Here is a 20,028-nt window from a genome sequence, read left to right as displayed (position 1 = left end):
ATGTCGACACTCCAATTCCGGCCCTGGGCAGACGGGGACGACCTGGCGCTGCTGGAGATCTTCGGCGACCCGGCATCCCCGCATGCCCACCAGGACCGGACCATGTTCCGGAAAGATTCGAACGCGCCCTTCAGCCGAGCGCTGGTGGCCACCGACGAAGGGATCGCGGTCGCGGCGGGCGTGGTCTTCGCCTCGACGCTGCACCCGACGCGGCTGTGGCTCTACGTCGAGGTGGCGCGCGAACACCGGCGCACCGGGGTGGGCACCGAGCTGGTGGCGCGCTTGCGCGCCCTGCTGCCGGCGGGGCACCCGGCCGAGCTCAAGGCCCGCTACACCCGGACCGCCGGGACCGACGCCGTGGCTGCGGCCGGGTTCTGCGCGTCGCTGGGCATGAAGGAAATCCAGGTCGCCCGCGACGTGGTCGTCGAGCCCGGCGGGTTGAAACTGCCGTTGTTCGAGGACGACGGGCTGACCCTGGACGACATCGCCACCGGCAGCGTCGAGCTGACCCAGCTCGTCGTCGAGTTCTACAACGCGACCCATCACTGGGACCCGGCAAACATGACGCTGGGCAGTGCGCAGAAGATGCTGCTGGACGACGCGACCGGCGCCCAGGGCGTGATCGTGTTCCGCGACAAGCCCAAGGCCAAGGGCGGGAAGATCCTTACCTTTGCCATCAGCTACACCCCGGCGCGCGCCGATGCGCCGGCGGACGTGTTGCTGGGCTGGAACCCGGAGCTGGGCCTGGACGAGTCCGCGGAGCCGATCCGCGGGATGCTCGCCATGCTGGCGCACCAGTACCCGGTGAAGCTGGAGGTCGACGGTTCGATGGTGGTGCTCTCCTCGCTGGTTGACGCACTGGTTCGCGCCGACCATGCGACGGTCACCGCAACCACGCACATCGTGGCGACCGCGTAGCTTCACCGCAGCAACGTCGATGGCGTCGGATGCGTCCCCTTTAGGGGGAGCCTCCGGCGCCATTGTCACGTTCGGGTCAGGTTTGGTTGCATCTTGTGTCAGGGCCTTGACACAAGATGCAACCCCCCTGTTGTATTGTCCCAGTGGTACAAGTGGACGGGGAGTTGCCCGTCCCGGATGCTTGGGGCGAGAGGTGGGGAACAGGCATGGCGATTGCACATGAAGGCCATGGATCCTTCGAACCTGCGATTTCGCCGTCGGCGGTCCCACTGGACCTCGGCACAGTTGCCGTTGACCCGGCCTGTCCCACGGGGCCGGCCGAACAAGTCCGCAGCCAACTCACCGCACTGATTCAAAGCGGCGTGCTGCCGGCCAACGCCAAGCTGCCCACCGTGCGCCAGCTCGCGGGGGACCTGCGTCTGGCCGCCGGCACGGTGGCCAAGGCCTACAAGGAATTGGAATCAGCGGGGCTGGTCCGCACCGGGCGGGCCGCCGGAACCCGGGTCAATCCGGGCCGGGGCCTGGCCGAACCGGCACTCGCCGAGGCAAAGGTCTTTGCCCGGGCTGCCCGCGCCGCGGGCCTGAGCCTCGAACAGGCCCAGGGATTGCTGGCCGTGGGGTGGGATCGCACGGCCAACTGAGAATTTCGCATCATCTCCGCCACCACCTGCCGGCGTCCGCACGCCAGGTGTCGGGACATCGACACGGCGTCGAGGGCTGCGGATGACGGACCTGCGGGTCCCTGCAGAAGGTGGGATGAACGATGGAACTCTCAACGACGACGGTTCTTATTCTGGTTGCGGCAACAATCCTGTTGGTGGCCCTCCTCTGGGTCCTGATCCGGGCGGTGCCGCGCACCCGCGGGAAGCTGCGGGCGGAAACCTCGCTGCTCGATGTTCCCTCCCGGCGGGTGGCGGCAACGCTCCTGGGCGGATGGGGCACCGCCGCCGGCTGGGCGATGGCGGCCGGCATTGCCGTCTATCTGGTGCTCCGCGTGGTCACTGAAGTATGGGCCCGCGGGGTGTCAACGGCAGCGCATGCGTCGTATTACGAACAAACCGACGAACACTTCCAGGGATTCATGGCATGCCAACGTTTGCCGGAGTCGAGTCCGGGGGCCACCGAGGCGGACGTGGAAAGATGCTACCGCGCGTTGGGTGAAGCGCCCCTCGCTCCGCCGCAGGCCAATGACGCGTGGCCGCTCTTGCTGGGGTTGCTGGTGCCGTTGGTTGCGGTGATGGTGACCCTGGGATTGCTGGCCCTGCTGGTCGCCCGGAGGAAGTACCCCGAGGCTGCGGGCGCCACGGTGGTATCGGCGCACGTGCAGCCCCGTGGTTTCCTGAGCTTCGGGCCGCGCTGGGCCATGGCAATTCCCGCGGCCGCCGCATTGTTGCTCTGTGGATGGCTGGTGGCCACGGGGCTGGCCTCGAGCAAGGACGCCTACGGTCGCTTCACCAGGATGGTCGTCCAGCGAAACTCTGCCGCAGACGACCCCGAAGTCGGTTATGCCCTGCCGCTGACCCCCGGGCCGCAATCGGTCGATATCCACGGCTGGTACTTCGGGGTTCCCGTGATTGCCGCGGCCCTGCTCTTACTGGTGATTGCCGTGCTGTTGCTGCGTTCATTGGCCCAGGCCCCGCGGCCCAGGGATCCGAGCCTGCTCGGGGTCGATGACCTGGCCCGGACACTGAAGGCCAAGTTCGTTGCCGGCGTGGCCGGAGCGGGGATGCTCGCGGCTCTTGCCCCGGTGGCAGTCCACACCGGTGGTGCCATGCTCACCGTGGCCGGCGACTTGCGTGTGGTCGGGGAGAACATCGAATTCTTTTACCACGACACCATGCTCAGCGGCGCCTACAGCTACGTCGCAGGCCTGTTGTTCACTGCCCTGGCCATCCTGATGCTGGTGCTGGCTGTGGGGTCGGCCGTTGAGCTGGTCGCTGCGCGAAAACTGGCCGTGGCCCTTGCCCTGGACGAAGAAAAACAGGGCTCGGGTCCGGAATTCCGATAGGCCTTCGAGCCACAAGTGCGCTTGGGGTTCCGGTCCCCGAACACGGGGGCGGGACGCCAACGGCATGGGACAGGTCGACTACTCCTTCCAGCCCAGCTCGCGGGCGATTTTCGCGATCTCGGTCATCACGTGCGCGTTGTAGTCAACGCCGAGCTGGTTCGGCAGGGCGAAGAGCACGTAGTCGGCCTCGGTGATCGCGTCGTCGTCCAAGAACTGCTGCGCGACTTCCTCGGGGGCGCCGGCATAGGTGGGGCCCGAGCGGGCAACCGATCCGTCCAGCACGCCCACGGAGTCCCCGCGCTCGCGGCGCCCGAAGTAGATCTCGTCCGTGTCGGTGGTGATGGGGAACGCGCTGCGGGTCACCGCGGTCATCCCGCCGGTGGTGTGCCCGCTGGCGGCATAGGCGTCCCTGTATTGGCGCAGCTGGTCGGCCTGCAGCACGTGGAAGGGCCGCCCGTCGTCCTCGAGCAGCAGCGTGGAGGAGAGCAGGTTCATGCCCACTTCGGCGGTCCACAGCCCCGATCCGATGGTCGCAGCACCCCACCAGATCCGGTTTTCCAGGCCCGGGGAGACCGGGTTGATCGGGAGCAATTGTTCCTGGTCGTGATGGCGTTCGGGCATCGGGTGGGCCATGCCTTCCCCGGCGATGGCCGCGCGAAAGCGAGCTGCCCGTCGGCGCGTTTCATTGGCCCAGCTGTCCCCGGGTTCCAGGTCGTAGCCGAACTGGTGCTGCCCGTCGCGGGCGGATTCGGGTGAACCGCGGCTGATGCCCAGCTGCAGGCGCCCATTGCTGATCGCGTCGGTGGCCCCGGCCATTTCGGCCATGTAGAGCGGGTTCTCGTAGCGCATGTCGATCACCCCGGTACCGACCTCGAGCGTGGTGGTCTTCGCCGCGATGGCCGCCAGCAGCGGGAACGGGGTGGAGAGCGAACTGCCGAAGTGGTGCACCCGCATCCAGGCCCCGTCGAACCCGGATTCCTCGGCCGCGACCGCCAGGTCGAGCATCTGGCGCACGGCGTCGGCCCCGGTGGGTACCGGGGAGTTGGTGGAGCCTCCCGAGTGGCCGAAGGTCAGGAAACCAATCTTTTTCACGCTTCATCCTTTGCATGCAAACGTATGTACGTTGGGCACAGCCTTGCGAGGCCACCCATTATTCCCGGTGTGATGCACAAGTTGGCCCCCGGCCCCCACGGATTTGGATCTATTTGAGAGAATGGGTTAGTGACTGCAATTTCCGACGTAACCCAGACCGGCGCGCCCTCGACGGCGAAACTTGAGCTGCCCCCGCTCCAGCTGGGAAAACACACCATTGACACCCCGGTGATCCTGGCTCCCATGGCCGGCATCACCAACAAGGCCTTCCGCCGGCTCTGCCGTGAATACGGTGGCGGAGTGTACGTCACCGAAATGGTCACCTCCCGGGCGCTGGTGGAACGCAATGCCGAGTCCATGCGCATCATCTCCCACGATCCGGACGAGGAACTGCGCTCGGTCCAGCTCTACGGCGTGGATCCCAAGACCGTCGGCGCCGCCGTGCGCCTGATCGTCGAGGAAGACCGCGCCGACCACATCGACCTGAACTTCGGCTGCCCGGTTCCCAAGGTCACCCGCAAGGGCGGGGGAGCGGCCCTGCCGTGGAAGACCGACCTGTTCACCTCCATCATCAAGGCGGCCACCACGGAGGCCGCCCGCGGGGACGTGCCCTTGACCATCAAGATGCGCAAGGGCATCAACGAGGACCACCTCACCTACATCGAATCGGGCAAGATCGCCCGAGACCACGGCGTTGCCGCGGTTGCCCTGCACGGGCGCACGGCCAGCCAGTATTACTCTGGCAAGGCCGACTGGGACGCAATCGCCAAGCTTCGCGAATCGCTGCCCGACGTGCCGGTGCTGGGCAACGGGGACATCTGGAGCGCCGAGGACGCGGTGGCCATGGTCCAGCAGACCGGCATCGACGGCATCGTCGTGGGCCGCGGCTGCATGGGACGCCCCTGGCTCTTCGGGGACCTGCAGGCAGCCTTCGAGGGCACCGACAAGCGCTACACCCCCGGCCTGGCCAAGGTCGCCGAGACCGTCTACCGCCACGCGGAACTGCTCACCGAGTACTTCGAGGACGAGTTCAAGGGACTGCGCGACATCCGCAAGCACATGGCCTGGTACTTCAAGGGCTACCCGGTCGGCGGGGACATCCGCTCCGCCCTGGCCCAGGTGCCCACCCTCGAGGTGCTGCGCGAACTGCTGGACCAGCTGGATCTGTCCATGCCGTACCCCGGTAAGGACGCCGAGGGCCAGCGCGGACGCGCCGGATCCCCGAAGAAGACCCACCTGCCTGACGGCTGGCTTGCCACGCGTGAGATGGACGAGAAGCACAAGGCCATGATTTCCGCGGCCGAACTAGACGTTTCCGGCGGCTAAGGAGCCCAATGTTGCAGATTCCCGGCTACACCGAGGCGGATGAGGATCGATGGGTACCCGAACCGCCCAAGAAGGCGTACCGGACGGCGTTTGAGCGCGACCGCGCCCGGGTGCTGCACTCCTCGGCGCTGCGCCGGCTGGGGGCCAAGACCCAGGTCGTGGCTCCCTCCTCCGACGACTTTGTCCGCACCCGGCTGACTCACTCCCTCGAAGTGGCCCAGGTGGGCCGCGAGCTCGGCGCTACCCTCGGCTGCGACCCGGACGTGGTGGACACCGCCTGTCTGGCCCACGACCTGGGCCACCCGCCCTTTGGCCACAACGGGGAAAAGGCCCTGAACGAGCTGGCCGGCGACATCGGCGGCTTTGAGGGCAACGCGCAGACCCTGCGACTGCTCACCCGGATCGAGACCAAGACCTTCAGGCACACCGGTGCCTCCGCCGGGCTGAACCTCACCCGCGCCTCGCTGGATGCCGCGTGCAAGTACCCGTGGCTGCGCGAAGACGCCCCGGAAAAGAACGGCAAGACGACCTCCAAGTTCGGCGTCTACGTCGACGACGCCCCGGTCTTCAACTGGCTCCGCTCCGGCTCCGGTGCCGAACCTCGGCAAACCTGCATCGAGGCACAGGTCATGGACCTGGCCGATGACATCTCCTACTCGGTGCACGACGTCGAGGACGCCATCAACGCCGGACGCTTCCAGTTGCGCTGGATCAAGGACAAGGACCAGCGGGCCCGGGCGATCACCTTCACCCGGCAATGGTATTTGCCGCACGTCGAGGACGACGTCATCGATGCCGCCTTCGCCCGGCTCGAGGCCACCAACGAATGGGTGCCGCACGCCGACGGCTCGCGCCGTTCCATGGCCGCACTGAAGGACATGACCAGCCAGTTCATCGGGCGCTTCTGCCAATCCGCCATCGATGCCACCCGCGAGCAGTTCGGGCCGGGGGAGCTGACCCGCTTCAACGCCGCGCTCATCGTCCCCGAATCCACCGAACACGAGATCGCCGCGATGAAGGGCCTGGCCACCGCCTATGTGATGACCAGCGACGAACGCAAGCCCATCTATGCGCGGCAAAGCGAAATCCTCACCGAGCTGGTGACCCTCCTGGCCGAGACCGGGGACAAGTACCTCGAGCCGCTCTTCGCGGCCGACTGGCGCGACGCCGCCGACGACGCGGGCCGGCTGCGCGTAGTCATCGACCAGGTGGCCTCGCTCACCGACGCCTCGGCCATCGAATGGCACGCCACCCTGGTGTTGGGCAAGAGCTTCAACGAACGCCTCTTCTAGGCCGGCGGGCCCGATCCACAGCCCGCAGCGGAACGGCGCATTCCATCCTCGATTCGTCACTAGACTGGGTGTATGGCAGGCCTGATTAAGCGTGAAGATATCGACGAAGTCCGCAACCGCACGGACATCAAGGAAGTCATCGACGGATATGTGACGCTGAAGTCCGCCGGCGTCGGCTCCTGGAAGGGCCTGTGCCCCTTCCACGACGAGCGTTCCCCGTCTTTCCACGTGCGCCCGCAGGTCGGTTCCTTCCACTGCTTTGGCTGCGGCGAGTCCGGCGACGTGATCGCCTTCCTGCAGAAGATGAACCACGGTACCTTCTCCGAGACCGTGGAGCAGTTGGCCGGCCGCGTCGGCATCGAACTGCACTACGAGGACGGGGGCACCGGCCCGCGCCGCGAGGAAACCGGCCGCCGCCAGCGACTGCTCGACGCGCACAAGATCTCCGAGGAGTTCTTCCGCGAACAACTCACCACCCCCGGTGCCGCGGCCGGGCAGAAATTCTTGTCCGAACGCGACTTCGACGCGGAGGCCGCAGCGCACTTCGGCGTAGGCTATGCGCCCCAGGGCTGGGACGCGCTGCTCAAGCACCTGCGTGGGCGTGGCTTCCAGGACGAGGAACTCAAGCTCACCGGCATCTTTTCCGAGGGCAACCGTGGCATCTACGACAGGTTCCGCGGCCGCCTGATCTGGCCCATCCGCGATCTCACCGGAGCCACCATCGGCTTCGGCGCGCGCAAGCTCTACGAGGACGACCAAGGGCCCAAGTACCTCAACACCCCCGAAACCCAGCTCTACAAGAAGTCCCAGGTCCTCTACGGCGTCGACTTGGCCAAGAAGGAAATCACCAAGACCCGCCAATTGGTCGTGGTCGAGGGCTACACCGACGTGATGGCCTGCCATCTTTCGGGCATCGGCACCGCGGTTGCCACCTGCGGCACCGCCTTTGGCACCGACCACATCAAGATTGCCCGGCGGCTCTTGCGTGACGACGGATCCGGCGGCGAAGTGGTCTTCACCTTCGACGGCGACGCCGCCGGCCAGAAGGCCGCCTTGCGCGCCTTCGAGGAAGACCAGAAATTCATTGCGCAGACGTACGTCGCCGTCGAGCCGACCGGAGCGGACCCGTGCGACCTGCGGCAGAAGCGCGGCCCGGAGGCGGTGCGCGAACTCATTGACTCCAAGCGCCCGCTCTTCGAATTCGCCATCAAGGCGGGTTTGAAGAACTACAACCTGAACACCGTCGAGGGCCGGGTGCAGGCGCTGCGTGTCAGTGCCCCGATTGTTGCCGAGATCCGTGATTCGGCCATTCGGCCGGCCTACGCACGTGAACTTGCCGGTTGGCTCGGCATGGACATGGAGGACGTCAACCGCGCCGTGGGGGCCTCGGTGCGACGCAACCGGATGCCCAAGGCCGAGGAACCGGTCCGCGGAAACGCCGGTCATGCGGCACCGGAGCAACCGGCCGCCCCGGTCTACTCCCGGCCCGATCCGCGAGACCCGGTATCCCGGATGGAACGCGAGGCACTGGAAGTCGTGCTGCAGCAGCCGGCGCAGCTGACGCCGGAACAGTGGCAGGCGTTCTATGATGCCCGTTTCATGGCCCCTGCCCATGCCGCCGTGCACGATGCCGTGCGCGCTGCCGGAATGGCAGGTGCCACCCCGTCGCAGTGGGTCGAGGCCATCCGGCAGGAAGTCCCGGAACCTTTGCGATCATTTGTCTCCGAACTGGCAGTGACTCCGTTGCCTGCAAGCACCAGTGAGGCATTGCTGCGCTATTGCAATGACATCATCAATCGTCTCTTTGAGCTGCAAATCACACACTTGAAGGCGGAGAAGATGGGTGAGCTGCAACGCATGGATCCCGCGGGGGATCCGGAGGGCTTCCAGCGCATCAATCGCGAGCTGTTGGAGCTGGAATTGCGCCGCAGGGCACTGCGCCAGGACTAGTTGCAGCCGGGTGCGGGCGGCGATTTTTGTTTTCCCGAATCCTTGTGTAGAGTATTTCTCGTTGCATTCCTCCGTAGCTCAATTGGCAGAGCATTCGACTGTTAATCGAAGGGTTACTGGTTCAAGTCCAGTCGGAGGAGCCAAAACAAAAGAATCCGTATTTTCTTTACAGAAAATGCGGATTCTTTTGCGTTAACCCACTCTGGCCGGGAGGGGGCCAGTGAAGAGCGCTCCAATGTGGCGTGGACGTGGATATCGGCGCATTGCCATGGCCCGGATGCGGCCCTGCGCAGTCTGGCAGGCAGGCGGTCCAGGCACGCACGTCTGGGCTTATGGCCCCGTTGGCAGGGCATGGCCGCCGTGCCCCGATGAATCTAAGCTGATGCCATGGAATGGCTGGCGGCGTACGACTACGGCATGGCCCGCGAAATCCTGCAACGCGGGGTTGCGCTGATCTACCTGATTGCCTTCATCTCCACCCTGAACCAGTTCCGGGCCCTCGCTGGGGAACGCGGCCTGCTGCCCGTGCCCCGGCTACTTGGCGGACCCGGCGCCCGCCGTCCTTCGATATTTAGCAGGATCGGGTACTCGGACCGGAAACTGGTGGCGGTGTGCGCCGCAGGGTGTGCCATTTCCGGGGTTCTGGTCGTAGGGCTTCCCCAGGCTGGACCTCCGTGGCTGCCGCTTTTCGCCTTCCTTGCCCTCTGGGGCTTGTACATGTCGATCGTGAACGTGGGGCAGGTTTTCTACGGTTTTGGCTGGGAAATGCTTCTGTTGGAGGCCGGGTTCACGGTGGGCTTGCTCGGTTCCCGACAAGTCCCGCCACCGCTAACCATTCTGTTGCTGATCGCCTGGCTGGTGTTCCGGCTGGAGTTTGGAGCGGGCATGATCAAGTGGCGCGGGGACCCGGCCTGGAGAAACCTCACGGCCATGTACTACCACCACCAAACACAGCCGATGCCGGGGCCGTTCAGCCGCCGGGCCCACCTGGCCCCAAGATGGTGGCACCGTTGCGAGGCGGCGGGCAACCACGGCGCCCAACTGGCGATCCCGTTCCTGCTGTTTGCGCCCCAGCCCCTGGCCTCCATCGCGGCGGGCATCATCATTGCCACCCAGCTGTGGCTGGTGGCCACCGGCAACTTCGCGTGGCTGAACTGGATCACCATCGTGCTGGCTTTCTGCCGGGTCAGCGACCCGGTGCTGCGACGGCTCATCCCCTGGCTGCCACCCGAAAGCAGCGCGCGAGCGGAGGCACCAATCTGGTGGACCGTGATCGTGCTTATCGGCACGCTGCTGTTGGCCGTGCTTTCCGTTCCGGCGCTGCGCAACCTGTTCTCATCCGACCAGCGCATGAATGCGGCCTTCAACCGATGGCAATTGGGCAACGCCTACGGTGCCTTCGGCTCGGTCACCAGGGAGCGGATCGAAGTCGTCATCGAGGGCACCGAGGACGAATCACCCGGCGAGGCCACCTGGCTAGAGTACGGGTTCAAGGGGAAACCGGGGGACGTTTCCAAGAGACCGCGCCAATTCGCGCCCTATCATCTGCGCTTGGACTGGATGATGTGGTTCCTGCCGCTGGGATCCCTGAATCAGCGCTGGTTCCATGCCCTCCTGGTCAGGTTGCTGGAGGCCGATGCCCGGACGCTGGCACTATTGGGCCATGACCCGTTTTCCGGCAGGAAGCCGCGCTTCATCCGAGTACTGACCTATCGCTATCGTTTCGCCACCGATGCCCAGCGCAGGGACACCGGAGCCCAATGGGTGCGCGACAGGCGACAGCTGGAGTTCGGTCCGCTCGGCCTCCAATAACCGGCCGCAACCGGTTCGCGCCATCACTGAGATCTCGCGCCACGGATCCGACAAAGTTCGATGCGCGACACCCGGTACAAGCGGCCGGCATCCGCCCGGTGCACGACCACGGGGAACGCGCTGGACCACACCGGGGGACCCCACCGGGGTCTCGGGGTGACCCCGGTGGGGCTCCAGGCCGGGACATCAGTAGGATGGGAAGGTGGCTCATATCGACGTATCCGACATCCATTACTTCCTCTCCGACGGAACCCAGCTCCTGGGCGGCGTGACCTTCAAGGTCACCTCGGGATCAAAGACCGCTCTGATCGGCCCCAACGGCGCGGGAAAGACGACGCTCTTCAAGATCATTGCCGGGGACCTGAAATCGGATGAGGGCGCTGTCAGTCGATCCGGGGGCATGGGCATCATGCGGCAGTTTGTCGGCCAGGTGCGCGACGAGTCCACCGTGCGCGACCTGCTGGTTTCCACGGCCTCGGCGGACCTGGCGGCAGCTGCGAAGGCCGTGGATGAAACCGAGCTGCTCATGATGGAATCCGACGACGAGAAAATCCAGATGCGTTATGCCCAGGCCATCATCGACTGGGGAGATGCCGGCGGCTACGAACTGGAAACCGCGTGGGACAAGGTCTGCATGGCGGCGCTCGGCGTGCCCTTCGACCGCGCCGCCCACCGCCTGGCATCAACACTTTCCGGCGGCGAGCAAAAGCGGCTGGTCCTTGAGGCACTCTTCGAAGGCCCCGATGAGCTGTTGCTGCTTGACGAACCCGACAACTACCTCGACGTCCCGGGCAAGCGCTGGCTCGAAGCCATGCTCAACGCCTCGCCGAAGACCGTCCTGTTCATCAGCCACGACCGCGAACTGCTGAACAACGCAGCCAACCGCATCGTCACCCTCGAACCCGGCCACTCCGGCGCCACGGCATGGATCCACGGCGGCGCGTTCGGTTCCTACGTCGACGCACGGCGCGAACGCAACGAACGCTTCGAGGAACTGCGCAAGCGGTGGGACGAAGAGCACGCCAAGCTCAAGGAGCTGGTGAACATGTACAAGAACAAGGCAGCCTTCCGCTCGGACATGGCCAACCGGTACCACGCCGCGCAAACCCGCCTTGCCAAGTTCCTCGAGGCGGGCCCGCCCCAGGCCATCCCGCTTGAACAAAACGTCAACATGCGGCTCAAGGGCGGGCGAACGGCCAAGCGCGCCATCGTCGCCGAGAAGCTCGAGCTCATCGGGCTGATGAAGCCGTTCAGCAACGAGATCTGGTTCGGGGACCGCGTGGCGATCCTGGGCTCGAACGGTTCGGGCAAGTCCCACTTCCTGCGGCTGTTGGCCTCGGGCGGAACCGACCCGGAACGCGAACACCTGCCGGTCTCGGAGGTCGAGATTGCCGAGGTCCCGCACAACGGAACGGTGAAGCTTGGGGCACGCATCCGTCCCGGGTTCTTTGCCCAGACCCACAGCCGACCCGACCTCCTGGGCAGGACGTTGCTGGACATCCTGCACCGAGGCGACGAACACCGCTCGGGCATGGCCAGGGAAGCGGCCTCCGGAGCGCTTGACGGTTACGGCCTGGCCGGCCAAGCGGAGCAGAAATACGATTCCCTCTCCGGTGGACAGCAGGCACGATTCCAGATCCTTCTGTTGCAGCTTTCCGGGGCAACCCTGCTGCTGCTTGACGAGCCGACCGACAACCTCGACCTGCATTCGGGGGAGGCGCTGGAGAGGGCCATCGAATCGTTCGTCGGTACCGTGCTGGCCGTGACCCACGACCGCTGGTTCGCCAGGTCATTCGACCGGTTCCTGGTCTTCGGTTCCGATGGAAAGGTCTACGAGTCCGCGGAACCGGTCTGGGACGAGACGCGGGTACAGCGCCAGCGGTAGTGGGGACCTGCTCCGGGCGTGCGGGATGATCAACCCGCTTTCGATTTGGGGTTCCAATCGGCGCTCTGGTAGTGTTTTACCTGCTTCATTCCTCCGTAGCTCAATTGGCAGAGCATTCGACTGTTAATCGAAGGGTTACTGGTTCAAGTCCAGTCGGAGGAGCGCACATAGGAAACCCCGTTCTCCATTGGAGGGCGGGGATTTCTTGTCTCAAGTCGGTCTCATACCCTGGGTGTACCCCTGCAGGTTGAGCCGTTTAGGCACGTCCGGGTGATAGTTTTGGGTTGAGCGGCCCGGGCCTAGGCCGCATGAAACGGAGAGACCATGTCTGGATCGGAATCGACTGGAAACCAATACCAGTCAACGCCACTAACCATCAAGGGACAGGTAAGCGGACTTAGCCACCTGATCCCGAACCAGGTGGCTGACGAAGCACGCATCGCCGCCATCGTCCTCAAGTCAAAGGGCATTGGCGTTGGCATTGCTGCAGGCGCCGGTATCGTGGCCCTGGCCTTGCTGGCCTTCATGGTAATTGCCCTGGTCGTGGCCCTGATCATGGGAATCGGAACGGTCATTGAACCTTGGCTGGCAGCACTGCTTGTCGCTGCCGGATTCCTCGTTCTGGCACTGATCCTTGCCGCATTCGCCTTCTTCAAGTTCAAGAAGACCATGCCGCTGCTGCCTGACGAAGCGATTCGCGGAATCCGGCACGACCTTGGCGTGGTCAAGGACGGCAGCGCCTTCGATGTTTCGACGCTTGACGAGCCGAAACCGTCCAAGAAGAAGGATGAGCAGGACGAGAAAGCAGCCAAGAAGGACGATCACAAGGCAAAGGCCGAGAAGCCTACGCACAACGAACTGATCATCCGCACCCGGGAACGTCGCGAAGAGATTGCCTTGCACCGCGACGGCCTGGGACAAAAACTCGAGGTGCCACTTCACCTTGGAGAAAAATTCTCCGGCGCGGGACAGGCCGCCGGCGACGCGGTGTCCAAGGCCGCCGGCCAGGCAAGGCACCTGGCCGACACCGCATCGGGGAAGTTTTCCGAAGGCGTGGAGCGGGCAACCCAAAAGGTGGGATCCCTCAGCGGTTTTGAAGGCGAAAACACCAAGGAGGCCCTGCGCGAGCGGTGGCAACCCTTGGCGATCATGGCCGGCTCGGTAACGATGTTCTTTATCTTCCTGCGCAAGCTACTGCGCGAGTAATCAATAACCCGGTGCGGCCAGGCTGAAAACCCTGAACCGCCGCACCACCGGTCGCGACTCCCGTCGATCAACCCGATCAGGGGACGGGGAAGCGCGAACCACATGCCACGTGAATAGTCCCACCAGTCCATGAGCACAGAACAGACCATGAAAGAGGAGGGCATGCCCATTTTTGGAGCGGGAACACGCGACAACTTTGAATACCGCGAGCTCACCACCTTCTGGACGGTGCCGAACCTGATAACTGTTCTCAGGTTCCTTCTGGTGCCGGTGTTCGTTTGGCAGACACTCACCATGCATTACGGCTGGGCTACGCTCACGTTGGCAATCCTGGGTTCCTCCGACTGGATCGATGGATTTGCGGCCCGCCGCCTCGACCAGATCTCAACCGTTGGCAAGTGGCTGGATCCCGTGGCCGACAGGCTGGCACTGATCGTTGTCGCCACGACCTTTGTGTCGACAGGAATAGCCCCGGCATGGCTGGTTTTTTCCATCGTGGTTCCCGATGCCGTCTTGATCATCAACGCCTGGGTGCTCTTTCGGGGCAATCCCAATCTGCCGGTCAGCAACCTCGGAAAGTTCCGTACCGCGTTGCTTTTGGTCGGGACTCCGTTGTTGCTGCTGGGAAACACGGATTGGGGCAAGGGAAGCATTCTGGGGGACATCGCGACTTGGGCACTGGCGTTGGCCTGCGTACTTCACGTGATTGCTGCGATGCAGTACTTCGTACAGGCGCGGCGCAAGGCCAGGGCACTGAGGTCGGGAACTGAATGGTCTGGCTAGCGGTCACAGCGGCGATTGCCGGGGCATTCTTTCTGGCCTTTGGCACGCAGCGACAATCCAGTGCGGTGCGCGCGAGCGCCGGCGGACTGGACGTGACTGGATGGGGGATGCTTCGTCTTTTCAGGACTCCCCGCTGGGTTCTGGGCTTGGTCCTGCTCGCCATGGGGATGAGCCTGAATGTCTATGCCTTGGCGAGCGCTCCATTGACCGTGGTCCAGCCCATCGGTGCAATTGCGCTGGTCATCACCACGGTGGTCAATGCCCGCGAGCACCACATCAAGATGAATCGACCCACGATCCTGGCGATCATTGCCTGCATGGTGGGAAGCGCGGCCTTCGTCTTCCTGGCCATCGAGGTCAGTGCCGAGGAGCACAAGATCACCAGCGGGCAGGAACTGCTGACCATCCTGATCCTGGCGATCGCCGTTGCCGTTTTCGGCGGGGCCGTCGTGCTCTTCCCACATAGACTCGGCGCGTTCTTCTACATCCTGGGTGCCGGGGTCCTCTTCGGGTTCGTGGCGGTGCTGGTGCGCACGATTTCCGTGTCGCTGCTCGATCCAAACGGGCGGTTCCTGGCCAACGTTTCCTGGTACTCAATCCTGGCGGTGGTGGTGGCCGGTCTGCTCGGTTCCTACTTCGTGCAAAACGCATATTCGAAGGGCCCGCCGGACCTGGTCATTGCCGGACTGACGGTGATCGACCCCATCGTCGGGATCTCCATCGGCATCGCGATCCTGGGTGAGCTGGATCCCAATGTCCAACCCGCCATCGCGCTAAGCATGGTCGGTGCCGGTTGCATTGCTATCGTAGGGGTGATCGCCTTGTCGCGACATCACCCGGACGTGCTTGAACGCAAGGCCGAAGCCAGACGGCGGACCAAGGTCACCGATGGCAAATAGAGCTTGCCGTAGTCCTGCAATTGCCCAACAAGACAATGAAACGACAACCGTGGCCTCGATAGCGGTCATGTCAAGGAGTGAACGCACCACGTGACGGGCGAGAAACCATTGAAAATCGTGATTGCGGCGGATACCTATCATCCGGACGTCAACGGCGCAGCAGTCTTTTGCTATCGACTGGCCACGGCCATGACAGAGCGCGGGCACGAGGTGCACGTCATGGCCACCCGGCCGGACAAGGGGCCCACTGTCACCGAGGTCCTGCCCGAAGCCACCGTTCACCGGCTGCGGTCGCATGCCGTGCCGACGCATGAATACTTCCGTATTTGTTTCCCCTGGGAAGTCAACCCGGAGATCAAGAAGCTGCTGAACGAGATCAAGCCGGATGTGGTCCACGCCCAATGCCACTACATGATCGGCCAAGGCGCCCTGGCCTTTGCCAACAAACGCGGTAGCCGAACCGTGGCAACGAACCACTTCATGCCGGAAAACCTGGACCCGTTCCTGCCTTTTCCCCAGTGGTTCAAGAAGATCGTGGCGCGGAACTCCTGGCGCGACATGGGCAAGATCATGGGCAAGGCGAATGTTGTCACCACGCCGACGCCGCTGGCTGCCCGCGCGATGACCCAGTATGCGCGCTTGGACAAGGTCTTGCCGCTTTCCAACGGCATCGACTCCAGCAACTATGAGCTTGGGGCAGGGGAGTCGATCGACCGGAATCCATATCCCACGATCCTATTCGTGGGCAGGCTGGCGGTTGAGAAGAACGTCAACGAACTCATTGAGGCGCTGACTTTGATGAAGACCGTCCCCGATGCCCACCTTGAGGTCATCGGCGGTGGCGAGCAGCGCGCGCCCTTGGAAAAGCTTGCCCGTGAAAAGGGGGTTGCGAGCCGCGTGCACTTCCTGGGCCATGTCGACGACGAAGAACTGCGCAGCGCTTACCTGCGATGCGATGTGTTCTGCCAACCCGGAACAGCTGAGCTCCAGTCCCTGGTGACCCTGGAGGCGCTCTCGGCGTCCAAGCCCGTGGTGTTGGCCAATGCGATGGCCTTGCCACACCTTGTTGATGACGGCGTCAACGGTTACCTATTCGAGCCCGGGGACCTGGCCGGACTGGCTGGCAAGCTGGATTCGATCCTGGGCATGACAGCTGCGGAGCAGGCAGTGATGGGCAAAGCAGGCCATGCCAAGGCGGCCCTGCACAGCCACAGCAAGACCATGGACACCTTCGAGGCGATCTACCGCGGTGCCGTCGCGGAGGATTTTCTTCCCTGATACTGACGCCAGTCAGAGTTTCCCGGCAGGGGAAGATGAAAACCTGCGAGGGAATCCATTAGGATAGCTGGGGATGTTTGGCCAATTGGCGCAGTTGGCGGTGATTCGATCGAACATCCATGTTGGGGCGGTAGCTCAGTTGGTCAGAGCAGGGGACTCATAATCCCTTGGTCGTGGGTTCAAGCCCCACCCGCCCTACACGTAAACGGCTTAGTCAGAAACTCCTTGCAGGGATTCTGGCTAGGCCGTTTTTCGCATTCGGGGTGGTAGCTGCGGGACAAGTCAGCAGCCAACCAAGTTCCCGCGAGACGCCCCGCCACGCCTTTGGCCGGTGGCCGTCCCTTCTCTATTAGGCTCGAATTACATGATCGTCAGGGAAACCTGGCGCCTTTCGCGTGGGCATGCTCTGCCCGCCGTACCTTCATCTTCACGCCCGACCCCAGAAAGGACGAGCCCGGTCAATGCATTGCGTTATGTTTGTCGACCAGCACCCCGACACCCTGGGTGGCATGCAGACCTCCGTCCGGCTGCAGCGGCGGTTTCTTGAGCTGGCAGGACACCGGGTGACGATCGTTTCACCCAAGTACCGCGGCAAGCACATCCCCGACCCGGCCGTCATCGAGCTGCCTTCCTTGCCACTGGGACCGGGGGAGTACTCCATATCCATCCCCGGCAAGGTCAGCGACAAGTTGTTGGCCAAGGCAATGGCCGAGCGCGGACCGGTCGACGTGGTGCACGTCCAGGCAGATTTCTGGCAGGCCATCATTGGCTATCGGTTCGCCAAGGACAACAACCTTCCCGTCGTCCACACGATGCACAATCGCCTCGATGTGGGGATTGCCGCGACCATGCCGCTGCCGGGTCTGGTCCAGCGCGGGTTGGGCCTTGCCCAGAAGGCATTCCTGGGCACTGGCAAGCCGGTGGCTGCCGACGCCTGGACATATCTGCAGCGGTTCACCGATCACGCCCAACGCGTGACCGCGCCCTCCAGCCATTTCGCCCGCCTGCTGGAGGACGAACGCGTTTTTGCGCGCGTCGACGTCGTTCCCAACGGAATGGACGATGGTCTCGCGTCGGATTTGCTGGCCCAGCCTTCCGCCGAACCCAACACGCGGCCGAGGCTGGCCTGGGTGGGGAGGTTTAGTGCGGAGAAGCGACTGCTTCCCTTCCTCGACGCCGTGGCACTCTCCAATATCGACGCGGAGATCCACGTCTTTGGCGACGGAGCGGACCGGGCCAAGGCCGAAGCCAAGGCCCAGGCCATGGATAGGCCAACCGTGGTCATCCGCGGCAAGGTCCCCTACGGGCAAATGCTTACGGAGCTCCGGAGGGCCGATGCACTGGTCCAGACGTCCCAGGGCTTTGAGACCCAGGGCATGACGGTCTACGAGGCGGCCGCCCTGGGCACACCTTCGCTGCTCAGTGACCGGAATATTGCCGAGGACTTGCCGAAGGGCGTCTACTGGCTCACCGAGGACGATACGGTTGCCGCGCTCGCCGCGGCCCTGGAAGGTTGCGTCGACCAGGTCAAGGCGGGCCACGGTCCGTCGACATCGTCCTTCGACCCTGCATCATTCCTGCAAAGCCGGCAGACCCAACTCATGATCAAGGTCTACGAGGACGCGGATCGCGAATTCAGGTCCCGAAGCCTGCCGAACGGCTAGTCCAGCGGCAAGAGAATCGAGGGGCGGGTGTCGATGATGGTGAGCAGCGGGTCGATGTATTCACCGTCCAGCCGCAAGCCCCAGTGCAGGCAGAGCGCGTCGCAGTGCGCGCCGGCCCCGACCATGCCGATCTCGTCGCCCTCCGAAACGATGGCGCCGACCTCCAGGGTGCTTCGCACCGGCTCGAAGCTGGAGAGCAAACCGGAGCCGTGGTTGATGACAATGACCGGCCGGTCCACGATGTGCCCCGCGAAGGAGACAATGCCTCCGGAAGGTGCGCGGACGGTGTCACCGGGGGCTGCCTGAAGGTCGGCGCCCCGGTGGCCGCTGAGCCAGGGTTTGGCCGGAGGGTCGAATCCGCGCACGAGTCGCGGCACCGGGGGCAGTGGCCAGATCCATGCGCCGGCCGGGACCAGGCCTTGGCTTGCCGGGCCAGGGGCGGATGGGGAAGCACTGGCCGCGGCCAACAGCACGGCGGTGCCAATCACTAAACCTGCCAGGGACGAAACCATTTTCATGACCCCAATCATGGGTCCGTGCGGATGCCCCTCGGCCCGATCTCCACCGCTTTGTGGAGGGTGCCGGCGTGTGATGCACGTCCCTTGTCCTTGTGCGGATGTGTCAATTTTGGCGCCACCTGCCTGTAGTACACTTGAGCATGCGGTTCCCTGTGCCCTCTTGAAGCATGCGCTGATTGAAGGACTGCAAGAAACCGACTTCGCGTATGAGTCATCCACACCTGAAAATCCCACGTCCGTGGCGATTCGTTGCGTGTGCGACTGCCAGGCCCGCGGTCCGAAGACATTCGGGAGGGGCCAGGCCAGGAACGGTTTGCCGTTCTGCTCATGCCAGGGGTCGCGTCCAATACCGGATGCGCACCATCAACCGATAACAATGGCAGTTACCGCGGCCCAGTGATGGGCCGGCCAGCTACTGCCGGAAGGAGTTGCGACATGCCAGTCGTAACCATGCGCCAGCTGCTCGACAGCGGCGTTCACTTTGGACACCAGACCCGTCGTTGGAACCCGAAGATGAAGCGTTTCATCTTCACGGAGCGCAACGGCATCTACATCATTGACTTGCAGCAGTCGCTGTCGTACATCGACCGCGCCTACGAGTTCGTCAAGCAGACCGTTGCCCACGGCGGCACCGTTCTGTTCGTTGGCACCAAGAAGCAGGCTCAGGAAGCAATTTCGGAGCAGGCTACCCGCGTTGGCCAGCCCTTCGTCAACCAGCGCTGGCTCGGTGGCATGCTCACCAACTTCCAGACGGTTTCCAAGCGCATCTCGCGCATGAAGGAACTGGAAGAGATCAACTTCGAGGATGTTGCCGGTTCGGGCCACACCAAGAAGGAGCTGCTGCTGCTCAAGCGCGAGCTGACCAAGCTTCAGACCAACCTTGGCGGTATCCGCAACCTGACGAAGACCCCTTCGGTCCTCTGGGTTGTCGACACCAAGAAGGAGCACCTGGCCATCGATGAGGCACGCAAGCTGGGCATCCCGGTTGTTGCCATCCTCGACACCAACTGCGACCCGGACGAAGTCCAGTACCCGATCCCGGGCAACGACGACGCCATCCGCTCCGTCAACCTGCTCACCCGCGTCGTTGCCGACGCCGTTGCCGCTGGCCTGATCGCCCGCAACAACAAGGCTGCAGGCAACACCGAAGCCCCGGCCGAGCCGCTGGCCGAGTGGGAGCGCGAACTGCTCGAGGCCGGCAAGGCCGAAGCACCCGCCGCTGAAGCTGCTCCGGCAGCCGAGGAAGCACCCGCCGCTGAAGCTGCTCCGGCAGCCGAGGAAGCACCCGCCGCTGAAGCTGCTCCGGCAGCCGAGGAAGCACCGGCCGCTTCGGCCGAGTAGTCACAAAACCAAGGTCGCTTTTTTTTGGGGGGGGGGGGGGGGGGGGGGGGGGGGGG

General features: G+C 64.1%; 16 protein-coding genes and 3 tRNA genes. 17 read left to right on the top strand and 2 right to left on the bottom strand.

What is annotated here, in order from left to right; genetic code table 11:
- The 3 genes from ACIPUB_RS09360 (at position 1) to ACIPUB_RS09350 (ending at position 2,926) form a co-directional block, all read left to right on the top strand.
- Positions 1 to 918, top strand: coding sequence for a GNAT family N-acetyltransferase (locus tag ACIPUB_RS09360; protein WP_407607126.1), 918 nt, complete (start codon positions 1 to 3; stop codon positions 916 to 918).
- A gap of 206 nt (positions 919 to 1,124) precedes the next feature.
- A complete protein-coding gene (locus ACIPUB_RS09355; RefSeq protein ID WP_407607125.1) occupies positions 1,125 to 1,559 on the top strand; it encodes a GntR family transcriptional regulator in 435 nt (144 codons plus the stop codon).
- Between the two features lie 122 nt (positions 1,560 to 1,681).
- Entirely contained in the window at positions 1,682 to 2,926 is a 1,245-nt protein-coding gene (locus tag ACIPUB_RS09350; RefSeq protein WP_407607124.1) for a hypothetical protein, read from the top strand.
- A gap of 78 nt (positions 2,927 to 3,004) precedes the next feature.
- On the opposite strand, the gene ACIPUB_RS09345 is transcribed toward ACIPUB_RS09350, so the two are convergent.
- Positions 3,005 to 4,018 carry an LLM class flavin-dependent oxidoreductase gene (locus ACIPUB_RS09345; RefSeq protein WP_407607123.1) on the bottom strand — a complete coding sequence of 338 codons (1,014 nt, stop codon included), beginning with the start codon at positions 4,016 to 4,018 and terminating at the stop codon, positions 3,005 to 3,007.
- A gap of 129 nt (positions 4,019 to 4,147) precedes the next feature.
- Between ACIPUB_RS09345 and dusB the strand changes: the two genes are divergently transcribed.
- The 13 genes from dusB (at position 4,148) to ACIPUB_RS09280 (ending at position 18,113) form a co-directional block, all read left to right on the top strand.
- Positions 4,148 to 5,344, top strand: coding sequence for a tRNA dihydrouridine synthase DusB (gene dusB / locus ACIPUB_RS09340; RefSeq protein ID WP_407607122.1), 1,197 nt, complete (start codon positions 4,148 to 4,150; stop codon positions 5,342 to 5,344).
- 8 nt (positions 5,345 to 5,352) lie between these two features.
- Entirely contained in the window at positions 5,353 to 6,636 is a 1,284-nt protein-coding gene (locus ACIPUB_RS09335) for a deoxyguanosinetriphosphate triphosphohydrolase (protein ID WP_407607121.1), read from the top strand.
- A gap of 72 nt (positions 6,637 to 6,708) precedes the next feature.
- A complete protein-coding gene (gene dnaG / locus ACIPUB_RS09330) occupies positions 6,709 to 8,586 on the top strand; it encodes a DNA primase (RefSeq protein ID WP_407607120.1) in 1,878 nt (625 codons plus the stop codon).
- 67 nt (positions 8,587 to 8,653) lie between these two features.
- Positions 8,654 to 8,729 (top strand) — tRNA-Asn (locus ACIPUB_RS09325).
- Positions 8,730 to 8,973: 244 nt separating this feature from the next.
- On the top strand, positions 8,974 to 10,398 hold the full coding sequence (locus ACIPUB_RS09320) for a lipase maturation factor family protein (RefSeq protein ID WP_407607119.1): 1,425 nt from the start codon (positions 8,974 to 8,976) through the stop codon (positions 10,396 to 10,398).
- Positions 10,399 to 10,600: 202 nt separating this feature from the next.
- Complete coding sequence (locus ACIPUB_RS09315; protein WP_407607118.1) at positions 10,601 to 12,283, top strand: ABC-F family ATP-binding cassette domain-containing protein; 1,683 nt, start codon at positions 10,601 to 10,603, stop codon at positions 12,281 to 12,283.
- Between the two features lie 89 nt (positions 12,284 to 12,372).
- Positions 12,373 to 12,445: transfer RNA gene (locus ACIPUB_RS09310), tRNA-Asn, on the top strand.
- Positions 12,446 to 12,607: 162 nt separating this feature from the next.
- On the top strand, positions 12,608 to 13,489 hold the full coding sequence (locus ACIPUB_RS09305) for a phage holin family protein (protein WP_407607117.1): 882 nt from the start codon (positions 12,608 to 12,610) through the stop codon (positions 13,487 to 13,489).
- Between the two features lie 129 nt (positions 13,490 to 13,618).
- Complete coding sequence (locus ACIPUB_RS09300; protein WP_407607116.1) at positions 13,619 to 14,272, top strand: CDP-alcohol phosphatidyltransferase family protein; 654 nt, start codon at positions 13,619 to 13,621, stop codon at positions 14,270 to 14,272.
- Positions 14,260 to 15,171, top strand: a complete 912-nt coding sequence (locus ACIPUB_RS09295; RefSeq protein ID WP_407607115.1) for a DMT family transporter — start codon at positions 14,260 to 14,262, stop codon at positions 15,169 to 15,171. Before ACIPUB_RS09300 ends, ACIPUB_RS09295 begins: the two co-directional genes overlap by 13 nt.
- Before the next feature lie 90 nt (positions 15,172 to 15,261).
- Positions 15,262 to 16,449 (top strand): glycosyltransferase, encoded by a 1,188-nt coding sequence (locus ACIPUB_RS09290; RefSeq protein ID WP_407607114.1) that lies wholly within the window; start codon positions 15,262 to 15,264, stop codon positions 16,447 to 16,449.
- A 124-nt stretch (positions 16,450 to 16,573) separates the two neighbouring features.
- Positions 16,574 to 16,647, top strand: a tRNA-Ile gene (locus ACIPUB_RS09285).
- Between the two features lie 275 nt (positions 16,648 to 16,922).
- Complete coding sequence (locus tag ACIPUB_RS09280) at positions 16,923 to 18,113, top strand: glycosyltransferase (RefSeq protein ID WP_407607113.1); 1,191 nt, start codon at positions 16,923 to 16,925, stop codon at positions 18,111 to 18,113.
- On the opposite strand, the gene ACIPUB_RS09275 is transcribed toward ACIPUB_RS09280, so the two are convergent.
- Positions 18,110 to 18,631, bottom strand: a complete 522-nt coding sequence (locus ACIPUB_RS09275) for a M23 family metallopeptidase (protein WP_407607112.1) — start codon at positions 18,629 to 18,631, stop codon at positions 18,110 to 18,112. The genes ACIPUB_RS09280 and ACIPUB_RS09275 overlap by 4 nt on opposite strands.
- A gap of 435 nt (positions 18,632 to 19,066) precedes the next feature.
- Between ACIPUB_RS09275 and rpsB the strand changes: the two genes are divergently transcribed.
- A complete protein-coding gene (gene rpsB / locus ACIPUB_RS09270; RefSeq protein ID WP_407607111.1) occupies positions 19,067 to 19,972 on the top strand; it encodes a 30S ribosomal protein S2 in 906 nt (301 codons plus the stop codon).
- Positions 19,973 to 20,028: the final 56 nt, after the last annotated feature.

The organism is Paeniglutamicibacter sp. ORCA_105 (genome assembly GCF_045798545.1).
Lineage (GTDB): Bacteria > Actinomycetota > Actinomycetes > Actinomycetales > Micrococcaceae > Paeniglutamicibacter > Paeniglutamicibacter sulfureus.
The sequence above is the reverse complement of the archived record's forward strand: the minus strand, read 5'-3'. Positions and strand labels throughout refer to the sequence as shown.